This window comes from Actinomadura sp. NBRC 104425, from assembly GCF_030269545.1.
GTDB lineage: Bacteria > Actinomycetota > Actinomycetes > Streptosporangiales > Streptosporangiaceae > Spirillospora > Spirillospora keratinilytica.
This window is the reverse complement of sequence record NZ_BSTN01000008.1, coordinates 226,859-250,011: the sequence shown is the minus strand read 5'-3', so window position 1 is coordinate 250,011 and position 23,153 is coordinate 226,859. Positions and strand designations below refer to the sequence as shown.

Annotated in this window: 8 protein-coding genes; 2 read left to right on the top strand and 6 right to left on the bottom strand. The window is 72.9% G+C overall.

Going from position 1 to position 23,153, the window contains the following annotated elements; genetic code table 11:
- Positions 1-212 precede the first annotated feature (212 nt).
- The 6 genes from QSK22_RS15475 to QSK22_RS15450 all read right to left on the bottom strand — a co-directional run bounded on the left by QSK22_RS15475 (position 213) and on the right by QSK22_RS15450 (position 10,142).
- Positions 213-3,299, bottom strand: a complete 3,087-nt coding sequence (locus tag QSK22_RS15475; protein WP_285494853.1) for a discoidin domain-containing protein — start codon at positions 3,297-3,299, stop codon at positions 213-215.
- A gap of 117 nt (positions 3,300-3,416) precedes the next feature.
- Positions 3,417-5,570: a discoidin domain-containing protein gene (locus QSK22_RS15470; RefSeq protein WP_285494852.1), complete on the bottom strand. Its 2,154-nt coding sequence runs from the start codon at positions 5,568-5,570 to the stop codon at positions 3,417-3,419.
- A gap of 14 nt (positions 5,571-5,584) precedes the next feature.
- Positions 5,585-6,916: a GH1 family beta-glucosidase gene (locus tag QSK22_RS15465; protein ID WP_285494851.1), complete on the bottom strand. Its 1,332-nt coding sequence runs from the start codon at positions 6,914-6,916 to the stop codon at positions 5,585-5,587.
- A gap of 111 nt (positions 6,917-7,027) precedes the next feature.
- Entirely contained in the window at positions 7,028-7,867 is an 840-nt protein-coding gene (locus QSK22_RS15460; RefSeq protein ID WP_285494850.1) for a carbohydrate ABC transporter permease, read from the bottom strand.
- Positions 7,860-8,831, bottom strand: coding sequence for a carbohydrate ABC transporter permease (locus QSK22_RS15455; protein WP_285494849.1), 972 nt, complete (start codon positions 8,829-8,831; stop codon positions 7,860-7,862). The genes QSK22_RS15460 and QSK22_RS15455 overlap by 8 nt, the downstream gene beginning before the upstream one ends.
- Positions 8,832-8,837: 6 nt before the next feature.
- Positions 8,838-10,142: an extracellular solute-binding protein gene (locus QSK22_RS15450; RefSeq protein ID WP_285494848.1), complete on the bottom strand. Its 1,305-nt coding sequence runs from the start codon at positions 10,140-10,142 to the stop codon at positions 8,838-8,840.
- A 168-nt stretch (positions 10,143-10,310) separates the two neighbouring features.
- Here QSK22_RS15450 and QSK22_RS15445 point away from each other — a divergent pair, with 168 nt between their 5' ends.
- Together QSK22_RS15445 and QSK22_RS15440 are read left to right on the top strand one after the other, a co-directional pair.
- Positions 10,311-11,507: an ROK family transcriptional regulator gene (locus QSK22_RS15445; protein ID WP_285494847.1), complete on the top strand. Its 1,197-nt coding sequence runs from the start codon at positions 10,311-10,313 to the stop codon at positions 11,505-11,507.
- A gap of 744 nt (positions 11,508-12,251) precedes the next feature.
- Complete coding sequence (locus QSK22_RS15440) at positions 12,252-23,153, top strand: non-ribosomal peptide synthetase (RefSeq protein ID WP_285494846.1); 10,902 nt, start codon at positions 12,252-12,254, stop codon at positions 23,151-23,153.

Below are 23,153 nucleotides of genomic sequence, written 5' to 3'. Positions count from 1 at the left end.
CCCCGATGATCGTCTCCCCGTCGCCGCGCCCGCCCGCGGACGCGACGGCCGTGCCCGCCATGAGTACCCCCGGCCGCCCGCCCCCAATCCGCCCCGGGCCCGGACATACGCCCTGATCGGCCGGTTGACCGCCGACGCGTCCGGAGGGGGAACGGGCGTCGGCCCGGACCCGGCCGGGGTCCGGGCCGACGTGAGCGGCCGGCGGACGGGGGTCAGTCCGCCTTCCGCTGCGCCGGGCCCCAGCCCTGGATTCCCGCGCCGTACGGGTAGAGCGGGTCTCCGTATCCGGTGGGGACGGGGCGTCCGGCGTCGATGTGGGCGCGGATCTCGGCGCGCTGCGCCTCGCTCGCGCCCAGGTCGTAGGGGACGGTCCAGTCCTCGACGGCGTCGGCGGGGTCGTCCCTGCCGCCCGGCGTGAGGATCTGGTCGAGGGAGCGGGGCATCTGCCAGGGCAGCCGTCCGCCGGGGGCGTAGTCGCCGAACAGCAGGGCGGCGGTGGCCGTGCCCGTCTTCTCGCCGCCGCGGTAGGTCAGCACGATGGCGTCGACCAGCTCGTGCCACTCGGTGATGACGGTGGGCCGGGGCAGCGTCATCACCACCACGACCGGGACGCCCTGGTCGTGGAACCGGCGGATGATCTCCAGCTGCTCGGGCGGCAGCTGGGGTCTCGTCTGCTCCCAGGCGGTGGCGTGCGTGTAGGTGGGCTCCCCGACGGCCACGACGGCCAGTTCGGGGTCCGCCGCGGAGTCCTGGTGCACGTCGACGCCCGCGGCGGCGGCCCGGTCCCGGATCGCCTGCAGCAGCGTCTTCGAGCCGTGCTCGGCGTGGAAGTAGCTGGTCCAGATGCAGCAGGCGGTGCCGTCGGCGGCGGTGGGCCCGGCCACCACGATGTCGTCGCCGGGCCGGAGCCGGACGGGCAGCACGCCGTCGTTCCTGAGCAGGGTGTTGACCTCCCGCGCGGCCCGCTCGGCCAGGGCGGCGTAGGACGGCTGGTGGAACCGGAAGGGCCCGTTCACCGGGTCCCCGTACGGGCGCTCGAAGATCCCGAGCCGGAACTTCAACCGCAGGATCCGGGTGACCGCGTCGTCGATGCGGGCCATCGGGACGTCGGCCAGGAACCGGGACATGTCGAACCCCTCGGCGCCCGGGTCGGCGCCGCCCATCACGTCCGAGCCGGCCTTGGCGGCCTTCGTCCACACGCCGGACGGCAGCCAGTCCGTGGTGATCAGGCCCGTGTAGCCCAGGTTGTCGCGGAGGTAGTCGAGGATGGGCTTGCTGTCCCCGGCGCCCGACCCGCCGGGGTCGAGGTACCGGCTGCCGGCGTACCCCGGCATGATGTTGACGGCGCCCGCCTCGATCGCCGCCCGGAACGGGATCATGTGGTACTTGATGGTGACCTCGTCGTAGGTGATCTGGGACTCGCCGCCGGCGCCCTCGCCGGGCCAGTGCTTGACCGTGGCCAGCACCGAGCCCGGGTTCAGCTCCGGCCCGCCCTGCAGGCCCGTCACCAGCGCCCGCACCTGGGCCGCGGCGACCTGCGCGTCCTCGCCGTTGCCCTCCTGGATCCGCGGGTAGAGCACCTTGGTGCCGACCTCGGCGAGCGGCCCCAGCACGCCGCGGGTGCCGACCTCCAGCTGCTCGCGCCGCTGCATGTCGCCCAGTTCGCGGTCCAGCGGGTAGTTCCTCGCCGCGGCCAGCGCGCTCTGCAGCGGGTAGGTGGTCTGGTACCCGGCGATGGTGTCGCCGGCGGACACCGGCGGGATGCCGAGGCGGGTCGCGGCCGAGCCGAGCAGCACCTCGTGCAGGTCGCCGGGCTGCGCGGGCCCGAAGTGCCAGCCCGACCGCGGGTGCTTCTCGGCGCCGTAGAACATCTGGTACGCCTTCTCCTCCGGCGTCATCCGGCCGAGCAGGTCGCGCACCCGCTCCTCCACCGGCCGCCGCCAGTCCTCGTACGGCTCGATCGTCCCGTTGCGGTTGAGGTCGCGGGCGCCGTCGACGATGGGGACGCCGTCGTCGACCCGCTCGATCTCGGGCAGGTAGACGCTGAAGGTGCGGACGGCCGAGGCGGTCCGGTTCCCCGACCCGTCCACCGCGACGACGAACCACCGGTACGTCCAGCGGTCGGAGATGTCCCAGGTGGGCGTGTACGTGGTGGCGGCCGTCTCGGCGACCTTGGTGTAGAGGTCGAGCAGGCTGCCGGAGGCGGTGAAGTCGTAGTCGGTCCGGCTGACGTTGATCCACACCTCGTAGCGGACGGTGCCCGGCACGGCCGCCCATGACAGGGCTGGCCGCCGCGTGTCGGTGACCATCGCGCCGTCGGGCGGGGAGGACAGCGCGAACCGGCCGGTGTCCTCCGGTGCCTTGGTAGGCGGCGACAGCAGCGGCGGGGTGTCGGCGGTGGTGTCGAGGGTGCCGTGGACCTGGAACTCCCACAGCGAGTACCCGTAGCCGGTGGCGCGGGCCGTCCCGGTGAACCGGACGTAGCGGCCCTTGCCCGAGACCGTCAGGTTCTCCACGCCGCCCTTGCCGGTGGTGGTGCTGTAGAGGGTCCGCCAGGTGGAGTCGTCGTCGGAGACCTCGATGCGGTAGCCGGTGGCGTAGGCCGCCTCCCAGTTCAGGGTCAGGCCGGTGATCGTTCCGACGCCGCCGAGATCGACCTTCAGCCACTGGTCGTCGCCGGGGAGGCTGGCCCACCGGGTGGTGGTGCGCCCGTCCAGGGCCGCGGCGGGGGCGTTGCCGCCCTCCCAGGACGAGGCCGAAACCTGCTTGAACGCCGAGATCGGCGCGTCCGCCGGGACGGTGCCGTCGGCGGTGTGGACGGCCAGCTCCCACAGCGAGTACCCGTAGCCGGTGCCGCGCGCGGTGCCGTACACGCGCAGGTAGCGGCCGGTGCCGGTGACATCGAGGGACTGGGTGCCGCCGGTCGCGGTGGCGGTGGTGTGAATCGGCGTCCAGGTCGATCCGTCGGCGGAGACCTGGACCTGGAAGGCGCGCGCGTAGGCGGCCTCCCAGGTGAGCACCACCCGGCAGACCGTCTTGGCTGAGCCGAGGTCGACCTGGATCCACTGCGGGTCGGAGAAGGAGCTGGACCAGCGGGTGCCGGGGTCGCCGTCGACGGCGGCCGAGGCGGGGAAGGCGCCGCTCTCGACGGACGAGGCGGTCGCCGGGCGGTTCAGGGCCGCGTTGGCGGTGCCGCAGGCGGCGGCCGCCGCTGGGCGGGCGGTGGCGGTCACGGCGCAGGCGGCCAGCAGGGACAGCGCGGCCAATGTCGCGGGCAGGGGGCGGGGGCGGTGTTTCATGGGCGTCCTTCAGGGGGGTGGGGAGCCTGGCCCGCGGGGCCCGGCGGCCGTAACCCGGCGGCGGCGTCCGTCGGCGGTGTCCGCCGGAAGCGCCCGCCGGGCCCCGCGGGGACGCTGTCATGGGTAGGAGACCACCACGGACGGGATCGTGGAGGTGCCCGACGTCGGCGCGCCGGTGTCGTTGATCACGTGGTTGTACTGGCCGTTGCCGCCCAGCGACACCACCAGCGCGTGGTGGAACCTGACGCCCGGCTTGACGGGGGTCTGGAAGCCGTGGTCCTGCCGGATCGTCGGGTCGACGTTGTAGTTGCAGTACGAGCCGACGCCCCACGCCTCGTGGACGTCCACCGAGTCGGCGACCCGGTAGGCGGCGTAGCCCTTGATGGAGCCGTTCTGGATCGCCGCCTGGTTCGGCGCGTCGTAGGCCTTCTCGTTCTGGAAGAAGATCGTCCGGCCGCGCTCGCCGGACCACTGCACGTCGTACTTGTTGAAGTGCTCGACGAACAGGCCGGTGGCCAGCACGTCGTCGCCGTTGACGACCAGGCCGTGGTCGGCGCGGTTGGTCTGCCAGCCGACGCCGTCGCCGTGGTCGGCCCGCCAGATCCAGGTGTGGTCGATGAGCACGTCGTCGCTGTTGACGATCATGCTGGTGGCGGCGCGGCCGGGTCCGGCGCCGCCGATGCGGATGAACACGTCCTGCACGCTCGTCGGGTCGGCGGAGTGGTCGGCGGCGGAGCCGGGCGGGCCGATCTCGACGAGCGCGGCGGACTCGGTCGGCCCGGCGTCCACCAGGAACCCGGCGAGCCGCACCCCGTCGACGTCGGCCACCTTCACCGCGGTGACGCCGCCCTCGGGGATGAGCGTCGCCAGCCCGAGCCCGAGCACGACGGTGCCCGCGCGGTCGATGTCGATGGGCTGCTCGAGGTGGTAGATGCCGGGGGTCAGCAGCAGGTGCAGGCCCTGGTCGAGGGCGGCGTTGATGCGCGCGGCGCTGTCCCCGGGCCTGGCCACGTAGAACCGGGTGAGCGGGAGGGACGTGCCCGGGGTGGAGCCGCCTTCCCAGGACGTGCCGCGGGCGTCGGTGCGCTTGGCGGGGACGAACACGCGGTAGTCGTCGCCGTCCAGGTAGATGTAGGGCTTCTCGCGGCTGATCGGGGTGGTGTCCAGGTCGGTGTACGGCGGCTCGGGGAAGGTGTCGCCGGGAGACCCCTGGACACCGGAGAACACCATGTTCCACACGCCGTTGAGCCACCCGCCGATGGAGCTGTCGCGGGTGTACCACTGCTGCTGGGAGTACGGGCTCACGGTGCCGTCGATCTTGCTGTCGGCGATGTAGCCGCCGCTGGCCCACCCGTATCCGGTGGGCGCCAGGTTGAGCCCGCCGCGCACGTGCATGCGGCGGAAGGGCGCGGCCTGCGCGACGGCCCACCGGTTCGTGCCGTTGACGGGGGTGATCGACAGGTTCTCGGCCGAGCGCCAGAAGTTCTGGGTGGCGTTGCCGTTGAACCAGCCGGCGTCGACGGTGATGTCGCCGTCGATGGCCACGTCGTCGGGGTTGCGGCCGAGCCCGTGCACGGAGGTGTAGAAGCCGATCTGCGCGTTCAGCCCGCTGTAGCGGCCCGGCTTGAAGAAGATCGCGTGCCGTCCGGTGCCGAACTGCGCCGACTCCTGCTCCCGGAAGATCTGGTCGAGCCGGGACTGGATGGCCGACGACGGCATCGACGGGTCGAATACGTGCACGTTCGGGCCGAGGTCGCCCCCGCCGGTCGGCGGCGGCTCGTCGCCGTCCTCCACGTGCACGGCGAACTCCCACAGCGAGTACCCGTAGCCGGTGCCGCGTGCCGTGCCGTACATGCGCACGTACCGGCCCGAACCGGTGACGGTGTAGGCGGCGGTGCCGCCGGTGCCTCCGGTCACGGCCGTCAGGTCGGTCCACGAGGTGCCGTCGCGGGACGCCTGGATGCGCAAGTCCTTGCCGTAGGCGGCCTCCCAGTTCAGCTCCACCCGGCAGATGTCGCGGACGGAGCCGAGGTCGACCTGGATCCACTGGGGGTCGGAGAAGGCGCTGGACCATCGGGTGCCGGAGTCGCCGTCGAACGCCGCCGACGCCGGGGTGCCCGCGTGTTCGACGGACGAGGCGGTGGCGGGCCGGTTCAGGGCGGCGTTGCCGGACCCGCACGCGGCGGCGCTCGCGGGGGAGGCGGGGACGGTGAGCAGCGCCGCCAGCACTGCCAGGGCCGGCAGCGCCGTGCGGGCGGGGTGGGATCTCATCACACTCCTCCTCGTCAGGGGTGGCGGTGGGTGCGGATGATCTCGGCGTAGCGCTGGCCGCTGGCCTTGATGGTGCGGGCCTGGGTCGCGTAGTCGACGTGGACCAGCCCGAACCGCTTGTCCCGGCCGTCGGCCCATTCGAAGTTGTCCAGCAGCGACCAGGCGAAGTAGCCCTTGACCGGCGCGCCGGCGCGGGCGGCGCGGGCGACGGCGGCCAGGTGGTCCTCCAGGAAGGCGGTCCGCTCCCGGTCGTCGACCGAGCCGTCGGCGCCGACCTTGTCGTCCCACGCCGAGCCGTTCTCGGTGACGTAGATCTGCGCGGCGCCGTACTCGCCGCTCAGCCGCAGTAGCAGCTCGGTGAGCCCGTCGGGGTGCACCTCCCAGCCCATCGCGGTGGTCTGCACGCCCGTCACCGGGAGCTGCCGGAAGTACGGGGCGGGCCCGTCCGGGTCGTCCGCGACGATCTGCCGGAAGTAGTAGTTGACGCCGTCGTAGTCGAGGGGGGCGGCGATGGTCTCCAGGTCGCCCGCCTGCACGGGCGGCTCGACCCCGTAGACCTCGATCATGTCGGCGGGGTAGCCGCGGCCGTGGACGGGGTCGAGCCACCACCGGTTGATGTGGCCGTCCGCCCGGGTCGCGGCCCGCACGTCCTCGTCCCGGTCCGACGCCGGCACGATCGGGCTGAGGTTGTTGACCAGCCCGATCGACGGGGTCGCCGCCGCGTGGGCGCGCACCGCCGCGGCGCCGAGGCCGTGCGCGAGCAGCAGGTGGTGCGCGGCGCGGACGGCCTGGTGCAGGTCGCGCACGCCCGGGGCGAAGCGTCCCTCCAGGTGCCCGATCCACGCCGTGCACAGCGGCTCGTTGACGGTCGTCCAGTCGGTGACCCGGTCGCCGAGCCGGGCGGCGACGACGGCGGCGAAGTCGGCGAAGTGCGCGGCGGTGCCCCGGGCGGGCCAGCCGCCCCGCTCCTGCAGCGCCGACGGCAGGTCCCAGTGGTACAGCGTGACGAACGGCCGGATGCCCGCCTCGAGCAGCGCGTCGACGAGCCGGTCGTAGAAGTCCAGGCCCGGGGCGTTGACCGCGCCCGTGCCCTCCGGAAGGACCCGGGGCCAGGCGACGGAGAACCGGTAGGCGTCCAGGCCGAGCCGCCGCATCAGCGCGACGTCCTCCCGCCAGCGGCGGTAGTGGTCGCAGGCCTCGTCGCCGCTGTCGCCGCCCGCGACGGCGCCCGGGACGCGGCAGAAGTCGTCCCAGATGGACGGCAGGCGGCCGTCGGCGGAGACCGCGCCCTCGATCTGGTACGCGGAGGTGGCGGCTCCGAAGAGGAAGTCGGCAGGAAGGTTCACGGCGGTCTTCTCCCAGAAGGCGTGCGCCGGCCCGCCGCCCGGGCGGGCGCCGGCGTCGAACGGCCGCCCGGCGGGGGGCGAATGGCGGACAGGGGGGCGGACAGGGGCAGGTCACTTGACGGCGCCGGCGGTGAGGCCGGCGACCAGGTAGCGCTGCAGGAGCAGGAAGCCCGCGACGATCGGCACCGACACGATCAGCGAGGCGGCCATGACCTGGTTCCAGTAGACCTGGACCTCGGTGGAGTACTCCTGCAGGCCGACCGCGAGGGTCCGGGTGCCGGAGTCGGTCATCACCGACGCGAACAGCACCTCGCCCCAGGCGGTCATGAACGAGTAGATGGCGACGGCGACGATGCCGGGCATGGCGGCGGGCACCACGATCCGCAGCAGCGTGCCGATCGGGCCGTTGCCGTCGACCAGCGACGCCTCGTCCAGCTCCTTGGGGATCGAGTCGAAGTATCCGGCGAGCATCCAGATGGCGAACGGCAGCGAGAACGTCAGATAGGTCAGCACCAGCCCGAGCCGCGTGCCGTACAGCGCGACCCCGGTGCTGTTGCCGATGTTGACGAAGATCAGGAACAGCGGGAGCAGGAACAGGATCCCGGGGAACATCTGGGTGGACAGCACGCTCACCGAGAACAGCCGCCGGCCGGGGAAGCGGTACCGGCTGATCGCGTACGCCGCGAAGATCGCGATCGTCACCGACAGCACCGTGGCCGCGCCCGACACGATCAGGCTGTTGAGGAAGTAGCGGCCGAGCGGGATCGTCGTCCAGATGTCGGCGAACGGGCGGAACGTGATCTTTGAGGGGAACCAGCGCCAGTCGCGCTGCACGTCGCCCAGCGGTTTGAGCGCCGAGGTCGCCATCGCGTACAGCGGCAGCCCGGTGAACACGATCAGGAACCCCAGGACGGCGCGGCGCGTCCAGCGCACCCCGCGCGGCTCACGCATCGACCCTCCTCCTTCGCGACGCGACCGCCAGATACCCGGCGGTGACCAGCAGCAGGAACAGCAGCAACAGCACCGACATCGCCGAGCCGAGCCCGAAGTTCCAGGTCACGAACGAGCTCTGGTAGATGTGCACGGAGATCAGCGACGCCTCGCGCGGCGCGGACTCGCCGAACAGCACGTACGGCGTGTTGAAGTCGTTGAACGTCCACAGGAACAGCACCAGCAGCAGCACCTGGTTGACCGGGCGCAGCAGCGGCTGGGTGACGCTGCGGAACCGGCGCCACCAGCCCGCCCCGTCCAGCGCGGCGGCCTCGTACAGGTCCTGCGGGATGTTCTGCAGCCCGGCCATGACGATCAGGAACGCGAACGGCCAGGTCCGCCACACCGACACCACCACCAGCGACCAGAAGCTGTTGCCGCCGATCAGCCAGAACGGCGCGTCCGGCCCGTCCAGGCCGAGCAGCCCGTTCACCAGGCCGGTGTCGCGCTGGAGCATGAACGCCCAGGTGATCACCGCCGCGTACATCGGCAGCGCGTACGGCACGAGGAAGAACGCCCGCAGCAGGCCGCGGCCGCGGAACACCGGCTGCATCAGCACGGCGGCCGCGGTCCCCAGCAGCCATGCCGCCCCGACCGACACGACCGTGAACGCGACCGTCACCCCGAACGAGTGCAGCAGCTCGCGGCCGACCGCCGAGTCGAGGTCGAGCACCACGCGGTAGTTGCCCAATCCGGCGTTCGGGGCCGCCGACCAGTTGCGGATGTAGAACTGGGTGAGCTTGCGGAAGCTCATGGCGATCCCCACCAGCATCGGCACGATGTGCACGAGCAGCTCCAGCGCCAAGGCGGGCAGCAGGAGCAGATACGGCAGGGCGATCCGGCGGCGCCGGGCGCGGACGCGCCGGCGCGGGGGGCGGGCCCCGGCCGCCGGGGCGGCCGGGGGCTGGTCGACCAGTGTCGTCATGGGGCGTCAGCCTCCGGCGGCCAGCTGCTGGTCGGCCTGGGCGAGCCTGCCCTTGATGGTCGCGGCGTCGACCGTCTGACCGGCGGCGATGTCGGCGAACATCGTCTTCATCGCGGTGCCCACGGCGGTCTCGAACTGGCTTTCCTGCGGCACCTGCGGCATGGGCTCGGCGGTGCCGCTGAGCACCTGCTGGAACACCTTGGCGTGCTCGGTCTGGAAGGCGGGGTCGGCGTAGGCGTCCTTGACCGTGGGCAGCGAGCCGTAGGCCTTGTTGAGCGCCACCTGCTGCTCGGTGCTGGTCATGAACCGCACGAACTTCAGCGCGCCGTCGCGGTTGCCGGTGTCGGCGAACACCGCGAGGTTGATGCCCGCCACGAAGCTGTTGACCTTGCGGCCGCCCGGCGGGAACCGGTCGGGCATGGGGATCGGGGCGACGCCGAGATCCTCCATCTTCATCCCGACGGCCTGGAACGAGCCCGCCGACGCCTGGTTCATGAACATCGCGGCCCTGCCGTCGGCCAGGTCCTTCAGCGACTTGGCGGTGTCGGTGTACTCGGCGTTGCCGGGGTTGACGATCTTGTGTACCTGCATCAGGTCGAGGTACTGCTTGATCGCGTTGGCGGCGGGGTCGGACGCCAGCGTGGGCTTGGTGCCGTCGAAGAACCGGGCCCCGTGCTGCGCGCCGAGGATCGCGGCGTGGTGGGCGTTCTCGGTGACCTGCCCGGCCTGCAGGGTCAGGCCCCACCGGCCCGGCCGGGTGAGCCTCTTGCCGATGTCGACCAGCTCGCTCCAGGTGGCGGGCGGCTTCTCGATGCCCGCCTCCCGGAACAGCTTCTTGTTGTAGTAGAGGCCGTACGCCTGGCCGTAGAGGGGGACGGCGGTCGGCGGCTTGCCCTCGGCCCCGGTGGCGGCCAGGCAGGGGCCGAGGAACCGGTCCTTGCCGCCGACCTTGGCGAGCGTCGCGTCGTCGAACGGCAGCAGCGCCCCGGTGGCCTGCAGGGACGCCGACCAGGTGTTGCCGATGTTCAGCACGTCCGGGCCCTCGCCGGAGGTGGTGGCGGCCAGGATGCGGTTGAGCAGGTCGGGCCAGCCGATCACCTCCAGCTTGACCTTGATCCCGGTCTGCCGGGTGAACTCGGCGAGCCGGGGCTCCAGCACCCGCCGGTCGTGGTCGAGGCTGGTGCCCTGGTTGGAGGCCCAGTAGACGAGCTCCTTGGGATTGCCGGCGGACGAGCCGCCGCCTCCGCAGCCCGCGGCGGTCACGGCGAGCAGGGCCAGCGCGGCCGCAGATGCGATCTGTCTGATGCCCATGAACGGGTCCCTCACGTTCGGGGTGGGACGACGGGAGTGTGGCGTACGCCACATTTCCTTTTTTTCAAGGCTTGATTTAATCCCGTGGACAGGTGGGCGTCAACACTTCGAGATGACTTTCTTCACGCCGTGAAGGAAGATGGGGGCGGACAGGGGGGAGGAGCCACGATGGCGCAGCGCAGGCGGGGCACGGTGCGTGACCTGCGCCGGGACAACCGTTCGGCACTGCTGCGGGCGCTGTACTTCAGCGGCCCGCGCAGCCGGCAGGAGCTCGCCGAGGCGACCGGGCTGAGCCAGGCCTCGGTCAGCAACGTGACCCGCGAGCTGATCCGCGACGGGATCGTCGCCGAGATCGGATCGGTCGACTCCGAGGTCGGCCGGCCCAGGGTGCTGCTGCAGGTGAACCCCGAGCACGGCTACGTCGTCGGCGTGGACGTGGGGGAGACCCGGGTGCAGGTCGAGCTGTTCGACCTGGCGATGACCGAGCGGGCCAAGGCCGCCTTCCCGCTGGACCCGGCCCGCCATCCCGCGCCCGAGGTCGTCTCCCGGATCCTGGCCGGCATCGAGGCGGTCCTCGCCGACGGCGGCGTCCCGCACGAGGCGATCCTGGGCGTGGGCATCGGCGTGCCCGGCGTCGTCCAGCAGCGTCCCGAGGTCGTCGTGGACGCCCAGACGTTCGGCTGGGACCGGGTGCCGCTGGAGCGGATGCTGCGCGCGGGCACCGGCCTGCCGCTGCTCATCGACAATGGCGCCAACACCATGGGCCAGGCCGAGCTGTGGTTCGGTGCCGGCCGCGGCGCCCAGAACACCGTGGTCGGGCTGATCGGCTCCGGCGTCGGCGCCGCGATCATCGCGCAGGGCACCGCCGACCGGGGCCTGCCCGCCTCCGCCGGGGAGTGGGGCCACACCCCGGTCGTCGTCGGCGGCCGGACCTGCCGCTGCGGCAACGTCGGCTGCCTGGAGGCCTACGTCGGCGCCGAGGCCATGCTCGCCCGCTACGCCGAGGCCGGCGGGACGGTCACCGCGGCCGACCAGGAGTCGGCCCTGGCCGCCATGATCCTGGAGGCCGGCACCCCGGGCACCGTCGGCGCCCTCGTCGTCGAGGAGACCATCTGCTACCTCGGCGCCGCCATCGGCGGGCTGATCAACCTGCTCAACCCCGAGCGCGTCATCCTCGGCGGCTGGGCCGGCCTGCTCCTCGGCGAGACCTACCTGGACGCCATCCGCGAGGCCGCCCGCGGGCACGCCCTGCGGCACCCGTTCGCGACCACCTCGATCGAACTGTGCACCCTGGGCCCCGACGCGGTCGCCCTGGGCGCCGCCACCCTCCCCCTGGAACTCTTCCTGAACAGCGGAGGCGGCTAACGCGGGCCGGCGGCAGAACAGGGCTCGCTCCCCGGGACCGGCGAACTCCGGCGAGCGGGCCCTGAACGCGGACAAGATGTCCGGTCACACCGACAGGTGAATCTTCTCGGCCGAGCGGAGCCTTCTGGAACACCGGCGCCGTCCGCCGAGTAATCGGCGTCCTACCCGGAACGGCTCGCAAATAGCGCTGCTCACGCCAATATTCGGGTCAATGTCCGGCATGCAGGACGATGAGCGGCATCGCCGCACATGACGTGCACGAAGGTGTGGTTCTCCCGCCGGCGGCCGGCGCGCGCGATCGTCCACCGAGCGGCGACCCGCCGGACGGGCGCCCGCCGGGCGGTGCTCCCGGGCGGTGCTCCCGGGCGGTGCTCGCGGGCGGAGCGGGCGCGTCCGGCCGTCCCGCCGAGGCCGCACGGGAGCAGGCGGCGGCCCCGGGCGGTCGTCTCAGCCGCGCCGCAGAAGCCGAATACCGTTCTTCCGGCGCGGTGTCCAACAGAACGGAAGCCGATTCAATGACCACATGCGGTCATGTGTTCGAGTGGGGGCGGCAAAGGTCGTGCGCACGTTTGCTGGCCTCTTTTCACAGAACGTATGAGAAGCCTTACGCGGGGCGTTGTCCCGCCGCGGGACATGGCGCCCGCCGGCTCGGCTTCACCGCGATTGACCCGTGATCATTCGCGTGGCTATCCTGCGTTTCCGATGAGCCGACCGCTGTAGTCGCCAATTCTTCGGGAATCGCCAATGAGCAAGGAATCCGCGATTATCGCCGGACCGCGGCCGGACGTGATTCCGTTGTCGCCGGGGCAGCAGCGGATGTGGTTCGCCAATAAATTGGAGCGCGACGGCGCGGTTTACCGGCAGGTGTTCTGCGTGCGGCTGCGCGGTCGGCTGGACGTTTCCGCCCTGCAGCGCGCGCTCCACGACGTGGCCGAGCGGCACGAGGTGCTGCGCACCGTGTACCCGGAGGTCGACGGCGCGCCGCGCCAGCAGGTGCGCACGGACCCGGACGCCCTGCCGGCGCTGCGCACGGTCCGCGTCCGCGAGGACGAGATCGGTGCGGCCGTCGGCGCGGAGCTGGCGCAGGGCTTCGACCTCGGCGGCGAACTGCCCTGGCGGGTGACGCTGTTCGACGTGCGCGAGGACGAGCGGGTCCTGCTGGTGGTGCTGCACCACATCGCGTGGGACGGCTGGTCGTCCGTAGTGCTGGTGCGTGATCTGTGCACCGCCTACGCGGAGCGCGTGCACGGGCGCGCCCCCGGGTGGAAACCGCTGAAGGTGCAGTACGCGGACTTCGCGGTGTGGCAGCGCGAGCTGCTGGCCGACGAAGATGCGCTGGCGGGGGAGCTGAAGTACTGGCGTCGGGCGCTGGACGGGGCGGCGGAGGAGCTGACGTTGCCGGCGGACCGGCCGCGGCCCGCGGTGGCGTCCCACCGCGGCGCGGTGGTCCCGCTGCGCATCGACCCGCGGCTCCACGCCGCGTTGCACGAGCTGGCCGCCCGCCAGGGCGTCACCCTGTTCATGGTGGTGCAGGCGGCACTGGCCCTCCTGCTGAGCCGGATGGGCGCGGGCGCGGACATACCGCTGGGCACGGTGACGCCCGGCCGCCCCGACGCGGCGTTGCACGACCTCGTCGGGTTCTTCGCGAACACTGTCGTGCTGCGCACGCCGCTGCACGGTGATCCGACTTTCGTCGAGCTGCTGGCGCGCGTACGCGAGGCGGACCAGGCGGCTTTCGCCCATCAGAACGTCCCCTTTGATTTCCTGGTGGACGAATTGCGGCCGAGGCGGTCGCTCGCGCGCCATCCCCTTTTCCAGACCCTTCTCGTCATCGACGACTTTCCCGAGCCGGCCTGGAATATGCCGGGCCTGGCAGCGGCCCCCGAACGGCTCGACGCATTGGTCGGACGGCCGGAGTCGTCCTTCCAGATGTTCGACCTGTCCTTTTATCTCACCGAGCGCCGGGACGCCGGCGGCGCCCCGGCGGGCCTTGACGGCGACCTGCTCTACGCGGTCGATATGTTCGAGGAGCGCACCGCGGCGGCGCTGGCGGAGCGTCTCGTGGGGGTGCTGGAGCAGGCCGCCGCCGACCCGGGACGCCGTGTCGGCGCATTCCAGGTGCTCACCCGGGACGAAGTGGACCTGTTCGACGAACGTGCGAACGCGGTCGGCGGCCCCATGAGCGCGGCGACGGTGCCGGAGATGATCGCCGCTCAGGCCGGCCGGTCGCCCGGCGCGGTGGCGGTCTGCGACAGCGTCCACTCGATGACGTATGAGCGGTTGGACACCACCGCCGGAGGGTTCGCCGCTCGGTTGGCGGATCTGGGAGTGAGGCGCGGGGACCGTGTCGGCGTGCTGATGCCGCGTTCGGTGGACGTGGTGCCCGTGCTGTTGGGGGTGTGGAAGGCGGGCGCGGCTTACGTTCCGGTGGATGTGGCGTATCCGGCGGAACGCATCGGCTACGTGCTGAACGATGCCGGATGCTCGGTCGTGGTCTGTACACCGGCGACGCGGCGGCAGGTTCCCGACGGTTTGCCGGTGGTGGTGGTCGAGGATCTGGCGTTCGCAGGCGAGCCGCGCGCTGTGCCGGTGGGGCCTGGTGATGCGGCGTATGTGATCTATACGTCGGGTTCGTCTGGTGTGCCGAAGGGTGTGGTGGTGCCGCACGGCAGTGTGGCCGCGTTGGTGGGGGCGTCGGGTTGGTCGTGTGCTGATGGTGCGGTGTTGATGCATGCGCCGCATGCGTTCGATGCGTCGTTGTTCGAGGTGTGGGTGCCGTTGGTGCGTGGCGGCCGGGTGGTCGTGGCCCCCGAGGGCGTGGTGGACGGCCGGGTGCTGCGCGAGCAGATCGACACCCACGGTGTGACCGCGGTGCATGTGACAGCCGGTCTGCTGCGTGTGCTGGCGCAGGAGTCTGCCGAGTGCTTCGCGGGTGTGCGTGAGGTGTTGACCGGTGGCGACGTGGTTCCGGTGCAAGCCGTGGAACGCGTCCTGGAAAAGGTGCCGGGTGTGCGGGTGCGGCATTTGTACGGGCCGACCGAGGCGACGCTGTGCGCCACCTGGCGCGTGGTGGAGCCGGGTGAGGACCTGGGTGAGGTGGTGCCGATCGGTGGGCCGCTGCCGGGCCGCCGGGTGTTCGTCCTGGACGAGGCGTTGCGGCGCGTGCCGGTCGGCGTGGTCGGCGAGCTGTACCTGGCCGGAGAAGGGCTGGCGCGCGGCTACTGGAAACGGCCGGCGTTGACCGCCGAGCGGTTCGTGGCGTGCCCGTGGGGCAAGGGGGAGCGGATGTGCCGCACCGGGGATCTGGTGCGGTGGACCGCCGATGGCGAGTTGGTGTTCGTGGGCCGGGCCGACGACCAGGTGAAGATCCGCGGTTTCCGCGTCGAGCCCGCCGAGGTGGAGGCCGTACTGGCGCAGCTTCCAGGAGTGGCTGAGGCCGTGGTGGTGGTACGCGGCGACGAGACCGCCCGCCGCCTGGTGGCCTACGTGGTGGGCGATGTGGACGGCGCCGACATCCGGCAGGCGGCCGCCGAGCGGTTGCCCGAGTACATGGTTCCGGCGGCCGTGGTCGTGCTGGACGAGCTGCCCGTCACCGCGCACGGCAAAGTGGACCGCGACGCGCTGCCGGACCCGGTGTTCGCAAGCGGAGGCGGACGCGCGGCGGGCTCCCCGCAGGAGGAGATCGTGTGCGGGCTGTTCGCCGAGGTACTGGGGCTGCCCGCGGTCGGCGCCGACGACGGCTTCTTCGACCTCGGCGGAGACTCCCTGCTGGCGATGCGGGTGGTCGTGCGGCTGCGCGAAGCCCTGGGCGCCGAGGTGGACATCGGTGACCTGTTCGCGGACCCCACACCGGCCGGGCTCGCCCGCGCCGCGGCCCAGGGCAGGCGCGCACGGCCGCCCGTGGAAAGGACGGCGCGGCCGGACGAGATCCCGCTGTCGTTCGGCCAGCGGCGGATGTGGTTCGCCAACCAGGTCGAACACGCGGGCGCCGCGTACAACATGACGCTGGCGGTGCGGCTGCGGGGGCCGCTGGACGTGCCGGCCCTGCACGCCGCGCTGGAAGACGTGGTGACCCGCCACGAGGTGCTGCGGACGACCTATCCCGACACGGACGGAGTGCCGCGCCAGCGGATCCTGCCTCCCGAGCAGGCGCCGGTCCGGCTCGTGCGCAGCAGCGTCACCGAGGACGAGCTGCCGGGTGTGCTGTCGGCGAGGGCGACACGGGAGTTCGCCCTCGCCGACGAACTCCCCTTCCACGCCGAGCTGTTCGACCTCGGCGCCGACGACCGGGTCCTGCTCCTCGTCGTCCACCACATCGCACTGGACGGATGGTCGTCGGGCATCGTCGCCGCGGACCTGTCGACCGCCTACGCCGCCCGCGCGGCCGGAGAGGCCCCGGCATGGCCGGACGAGCCGGTCCAGTACGCCGACTTCACGCTCTGGCAGCAGCGCCTGCTCAGCGGCGGCGGCAACGAGGACGGAGGCGAGGACCTGCTCACCCGGCAGCTGGCGTACTGGCGGGAGACGCTCGCCGGGGCCCCGGAGGAACTGCCGCTGCCCACCGACCGGCCGCGCCCGCCCGTGCCCAGCCACCGCGGCGGAACCGTCCGGCTGTCGCTGGGGCCGCGCACCCATGCGGCACTGGTGGAGCTGGCCCGGCGGGAACGGGCGACGGTGTTCATGGTGGTGCACGCGGCGGTCGCGGCCATGCTGTCGCGGCTGGGCGCCGGAACCGACATCCCCATCGGCACGGTCACCGCCGGACGGACCGACGCCAACCTGCGCGGGACGGTCGGGTTCTTCGCCAACACCCTCGTGCTGCGGACCGACCTCGCCGGGAATCCGGCCTTCGCCGAGCTCGTGCACCGGGTCCGGCGCACCGCCATCGACGCGTTCAGCCGCCAGGACCTGCCGTTCGACCAGCTCGTCGACGACCTCAACCCGGCCAGGGCGCTCGCCCGCAACCCGCTGTTCCAGGTGGCGGTGATCTTCCAGGACGCGCCCGAACCGTCCTGGGACCTGCCCGGCCTGCACGCCGAACCGCTGCGCGTCCACGGCGACGCCGCCCGGCTCGACCTGTCGTTCAGCCTCACCGAGAACCGCACCGAGGACGGGGCGCCCGCCGGCATCGACGGCGACATCCACTACGCGGCGGACCTGTTCGACCACGCGACCGCCGACGCCATCGCCGTCCGGCTGGCCGGCCTGCTGGAGCAGATCGTCGCCGACCCGCAGGTGAAGATCGGCGACCTGGACGTGCTGACGCCCGCCGAACGCGAACTGCTGCGGGAGGCGAACGACACGGCCCGGCCCGTGCGGGCGGCGCCCTTCGCGCGGCTGTTCGAGGAGCAGGCGGCGCGCACCCCCGATGCCACGGCGGTCGTGTTCGAGGACCTGGAACTGAGCTACCGGGACCTGCACGCCCGCGCCGCGCGCCTCGCCCGCCACCTCATCGGCCTGGGCGCGGGCCCCGAGCGGCGCGTCGCCGTCGCCGTTCCGCGCTCGGCCGACCAGCTCGTCGCCATGCTCGCGGTGTCGCTGGCGGGCGCGGTGTACCTGCCGATCGACCCCCGCTATCCGGCGGAGCGGATCGCGTTCATGCTCGCCGACGCCCGCCCGGTCTGCGTGGTCACGACGGTGCGCCAGGCGGCGGCCCTCCCGGACGGCGCCGCACCGGCCGCGGTGGTCGCACTGGACGACCCCGACTGCGCCCGGGCGGTCGCGTCACGCCCCTCCGGGCCGGTGACCGACGGCGAACGGCTCGCACCGCTCGACGTCCGCCACCCCGCCTACATGATCTACACGTCGGGGTCGACCGGGACGCCCAAGCCGGTGCTGGTCACCCACGCCGGACTGGCCGGGCTGGCGGCCGACCAGATCGAACGGTTCGCGGTCGGCCCCGACGCCAGGGTGCTGCAGTTCGCCGCGCTCGGCTTCGACGCGGCGATCTCCGAGGTCTGCATGGCGCTGTTCGCCGGCGCGACGCTCGTGCTTGCCGACCCCCGCGACATGCCGCCGGCGGCCCCGCTCGGCGACCTGCTGCGCAGGCGGCGCGTCACCCATGTCACCCTGCCGCCCTCGGTGCTGGCGGCGGCCGCCGAGGACGGCGGGCTGCCCGCCGAACTGGCGACCCTGGTGGTGGCGGGCGAGGCGTGCCCGCCGGCGCTGGCGGCGCGCTGGTCCCCCGGACGCCGGATGATCAACGCCTACGGGCCGACCGAGACCACCGTCTGCGCGCTGATGAGCGGCCCGCTGGCGGGCGACGACCCGGTGCCCGTCGGGCGGCCGCTCCGCAACACCCGCGTGTTCGTGCTGGACGGGGCGCTGCGGCAGGTGCCGGTCGGCGTGGTCGGCGAACTGTACGTTGCGGGCGACGGGCTGGCCCGCGGATACGGGGACCGCCCTGCGCTCACCGCCGAGCGGTTCGTGGCCTGCCCGTGGGGCGACGGCGAACGGATGTACCGGACCGGGGACCTGGTCCGCTGGACCCGCGCCGGCGAGCTGGTGTTCGTCGGCCGCGCCGACGACCAGGTGAAGATCCGCGGCTTCCGCGTCGAACCCGGCGAGATCGAGGCGATGCTGGCCGCCCACCCGCGGGTCGCGCAGGCCGCCGTGACCGTCCGCGAGGACCGGCCCGGCGACCGGCGGCTGGTCGCCTACGTGGTCGGGGAGGCCCGCCCGGCGGAACTGAAGGACTTCCTGGCCGAGCGGCTCCCGGAGCACATGACGCCCTCGGCCGTGGTGCGGATGGACGCGCTGCCGGTCACCGCCAACGGCAAGCTCGACCGGCAGGCGCTGCCCGTCCCGGACCACACCCCGGCCCCGTCCGGGCGACGCCCCGCCGACGCCGCCGAGGAGATCGTCTGCGGACTGTTCGGCGAACTCCTCGGCCTGCGCGACGTGGGCGCCGACGACCGGTTCTTCGAACTCGGCGGGGACTCGCTGCTGGCGATGCGGCTGCTCGCCCGCCTGCGCACCGCCCTCGGCGTGGAGGTGCCGATCGGCGACTTCTTCGACGACCCGACCCCGGCGGCACTGGCCCGGCTGGGCAGGCGCGGCCGGGCGGTGCGCCCCCCGGTCGAAGGCACCGTACGCCCGTCGAAGGTCCCGCTGTCCTTCGGGCAGCGGCGCATGTGGTTCCTCAACCGGCTGGAGGAGGCTGGCTCCGCCTACAACATGGCCCTCGGGGTGCGCCTGCGCGGCGAACTGGACGTACCGGCGCTGCAGGCGGCGCTGCAGGACGTGGTGGACCGCCACGAGGTGCTCGGCACCGTCTACCCCGAGACCGACGGGGTGCCGTACCAGCACGTCCTGCCCCCGGAGCAGGCGCGCATCCGCCTGGTCACGGCCCGCGTCGGGGAGGAGGAGCTGGACGCGGCGGTCCGCGCGGTCGCCGGACAGGGCTTCGAGGTGGGCGGCGAACTGCCCTGGCGGGTCATGCTGTTCGAGGTCGCCGCGGACGAGTGGCTCCTGCTGGTGGTGCTGCACCACATCGCGTGGGACGGCTGGTCGTCCGGGGTGCTGGTGCGCGACCTGTGCACGGCCTACGGCAACCGGGTGCGCGGCGCCGCACCGCAATGGGAACCCCTCGCCGTGCAGTACGCCGATTTCGCCGTGTGGCAGCGGGAACTGCTGGAGCGGCACGGCGTCCTTGAGGAGGAACTGGCGTACTGGCGCAAGACGCTCGACGGCGTGGTCGAGGAGCTGCCGCTGCCGACCGACCGGCCGCGGCCCGCGGTGGCGTCCCACCGCGGCGACGTGGTGCCGTGGTCGGTCCCCGCGGACCTCCACCGGCGGCTGGTCGGACTGGCGGGCGAGCAGGGCGTGACCGTCTTCATGGTCGTGCAGGCGGCGCTCGCCACCCTGCTGCACCGGATGGGCGCGGGGGAGGACGTCCCGCTCGGCACGGTGACGGCGGGCCGCTCCGACGCGGTGCTCGACGACCTGATCGGGTTCTTCGCCAACACGGTGGTGCTGCGCACGTCGCTGGCGGGCGACCCGACGTTCACGGACCTGCTGGACCGGGTGCGCGAGGTGGACCTGGAGGCGTTCGCCCACCAGGACGTGCCGTTCGAGCTCCTGGTCGAGGAGATCAACCCGGCGCGTTCCCTCGCCCGCCACCCCATCTTCCAGGTGATGCTGACCGCCCTGCACTTCCCCGTCGAGGAATGGGAGCTGCCCGGCCTGACCGTCACCACCGAACCCGTCGCCCCCGACACCGCCGAGTTCGACCTCGTCTTCGGCATCCGCGAACGCCGCACCGCCGACGGCGACCCGGCCGGAATCGAAGGCGAGGTGCTGTACGCCACCGACCTCTTCGATGAGAGCTCGGTGGTGGGTCTGGTGGAGCGTCTGGTGGGGGTTTTGGAGCAGGCGGTGGGTGACCCCGGCCGTCGTGTGAGCGGTTTTGAGGTGTTGACGGCGGCCGAGGTCGGGTTGCTGGAGCGGGCCGGTGTGGGTGAGGCCGCTGATGTGCTCGGCGGTTCGGTGGTGGATCTGCTCGGTGGTCAGGTGGAGCGGTCGCCGGACGCGGTGGCGGTGGTCGATGGGGACCGGTCGTTGTCGTATGCCGAGTTGGACCGCGCGGCGGGGGTGTTCGCGGCTCGGTTGGCGGCTTTGGGTGTGGGCCGCGGGGATCGGGTCGGCGTGGTGATGCCGCGTTCGGTGGACGTGGTGCCCGTTCTGCTGGGCGTGTGGAAGGCGGGCGCGGCCTACGTCCCGGTGGATGTGGCCTATCCCGCGGAACGCATCGCCTTCGTGATGGACGACGCCGGGTGCAGGGTCGTGGTGTGCACGCGGGCCACCCGGCAGCAGGTCCCCGACGGTCTGCCGGTGGTGGTGCTCGAGGATCTGGTGTTCGACGGCGAGCCGCATGCCGTGCCGGTGGGTGCCGGTGACGCGGCCTATGTGATGTACACGTCGGGGTCGTCGGGTGTGCCGAAGGGCGTGGTGGTGCCGCATGGCAGCGTGGCCGCGCTGGTGGTCGCCTCAGGTTGGTCGTGTGCTGACGGTGCGGTGTTGATGCATGCTCCGCATGCGTTCGACGCGTCGTTGTTCGAGGTGTGGGTGCCCTTGGTGCGTGGCGGCCGGGTGGTCGTGGCCCCCGAGGGTGTGGTGGACGGCCGTGTCCTTTGCGAGCAGATCGACACCCACGGCGTGACCGCGGTGCACGTGACAGCGGGTCTGCTGCGCGTGCTGGCACAGGAGTCGCCCGAGTGCTTCACCGGGGTGCGTGAGGTGTTGACCGGTGGCGACGTGGTTCCGGTGGGAGCCGTGGAACGCGTCCTGGAAAAGGTGCCGGGTGTGCGGGTGCGGCATTTGTACGGGCCGACCGAGGCGACGCTGTGCGCCACCTGGCGTGTGGTGGAGCCGGGTGAGGACCTGGGTGAGGTGGTGCCGATCGGTGGGCCGCTGCCGGGCCGCCGGGTGTACGTGCTGGACGAGGCGTTGCGGCGGGTCCCGGTCGGCGTGGTCGGCGAGCTTTACCTGACCGGGGAGGGGCTTGCGCGCGGCTACTGGGATCGGCCCGCGTTGACGGCCGAGCGGTTCGTGGCGTGCCCGTGGGGCAAGGGGGAGCGGATGTATCGCACCGGGGATCTGGTGCGGTGGACCGCCGACGGCGAGCTGGTGTTCGTGGGCCGCGCCGACGACCAGGTGAAGATCCGCGGTTTCCGCGTCGAGCCCGCCGAGGTGGAAGCGGTGCTGGCGCAGCTTCCAGGAGTGGCTGAGGCCGTGGTGGTGGTCCGGGGCGACGAGGCCGCCCGCCGCCTGGTGGCCTACGTGGTGGGCGATGTGGACGGCGCCGACATCCGGCAGGCGGCCGCCGAGCGGTTGCCGGAGTACATGGTTCCCGCAGCGGTGGTCGTGGTGGAGGAGCTGCCGGTCACCGCACACGGCAAGGTGGACCGCGACGCGCTGCCGGACCCGGAGTTCACCGCCGGCGGACGCGCCGCCCGCACCCCCCTGGAGCAGCGGCTGTGCGACCTGTTCGCCGACGTGCTCGGCGTCGAACGGGTCGGCGCCGACGACGGCTTCTTCGAACTCGGCGGCGACAGCATCGTCTCGCTGCGCCTGGTGTCCCAGGCCGCCAAGGCGGGCATCGGCATCACCACCCGCGAGGTGTTCCTGCACAAGACGCCCGAGAAGCTCGCCGCGCACGCCGTCGCGAAGCAGGCACCGGCCCGGCGGGCGCACGACGAAGCCACCGGCACCGTGCCGCTGACCCCCGTCATGCACGCCGCCCGGCAGCGCGGGGAACTCGCGCACCTGCACCAGGCGATGCGGATCTGGACGCCCCCCGGGCTGGACGAGCAGCGGCTGGCCCGGGTGGTGGAGGCCGTCCTCGACCATCACGGCATGCTCCGCGCCAGGCTCGTCGACGGCGACCGCGGCCCGGTTCTCCAGGTCCCGGCCGCCGCCACCGTCCCGGCGAGTGCGCTGATCCGCCGGATCGACGTGGCGCCGCTGGGCGACGACGCCGTCGACGACATGGCCGCCGAGCACCTGCGGGCCGCCGCGGCCCGGCTGGACCCGCACGCCGGGGTGATGCTGCAGCTGGTCTGGTACGACGCCGGCCCGCGGAGGAACGGGCAGCTCCTCCTGGTCGCGCACCACTTCGCGGTGGACGCGGTCTCCTGGGGCATCCTGCTCCCCGACCTCGACGCCGCCTGGCGGGCCGTCTCGGCGGAACGCGCCCCCCAGCTCGAACCGGTCGCCACGTCCTTCCGCACCTGGGCGGAACGGCTGCACGCCGCCGCCCGCTCCGCCGAGCGGCGCGCCGAACTGCCGGTGTGGCGATCGATCCTCGACGCCGGCGGACCGGGCGCCGCGGCCGCCGACCGGTGGCGGCCGCGCCCCCCGCGCACCGGGCCCGCCGCCGTGCACGAGGTCACCGTCCCGCCGCACGTGACGGAGCGGCTGCTGCGCGACATCCCGGCGGCCTTCCACGCCACCGTCGAAGAGGTGCTGCTGGCGGCGCTGGCCGTCGCGCCGGACGGCGGCGGCGCGCTCGTCGTGGAACTGGAGCGGCACGGCCGGGACCCGGCGGCCGGGCTGGACCTGAGCCGCACCGTCGGCTGGTTCACCGGCACCCACCCCGTCAGGCTGGACCCGGGGCCGGTCGACCGGGCCGAGGCGCGCACCGGCGGCGCCGCCCTGAGCCGGGTCGTCAAAACGGTCAAGGAGCAGGTGCGCGCCGTGCCCGGAGACGGCCTCGGCTACGGGATCCTGCGCCATCTCGACGAGGACGCCGCCGCGGCGCTGGCCGAGCTCGGCGCGCCCGCCGTCTCGTTCAACTACCTGGGTCGGCCCGCCGCGGACAGCGGAGCGGCCCGGCGACCGTGGACCCCGGTGACCGGCGGCCCGGAGCGCCCCGCCGCGCCGGTCACCGGACGCCCCCTGGAGATCGACGTGGCCGCCGTGCCGGACGCGGTCGGGCCGAGGCTGACGGCGGTGTTCGCCTGGCAGCCGGACGAGCTGTCCGAACCCGAGGTGCGCCGCCTCGCCGACACCTGGGTGCGCGTCCTGGCGCTCCTCGCCGACGCCGCGGACCGACCCGACCTGGGCGGCCGGACGCCGTCCGACCTGCCGCTGGTGGCCGTCACCCAGGACGACATCGACCTGTTGGAAGAGGAGTGGGGGACCTGA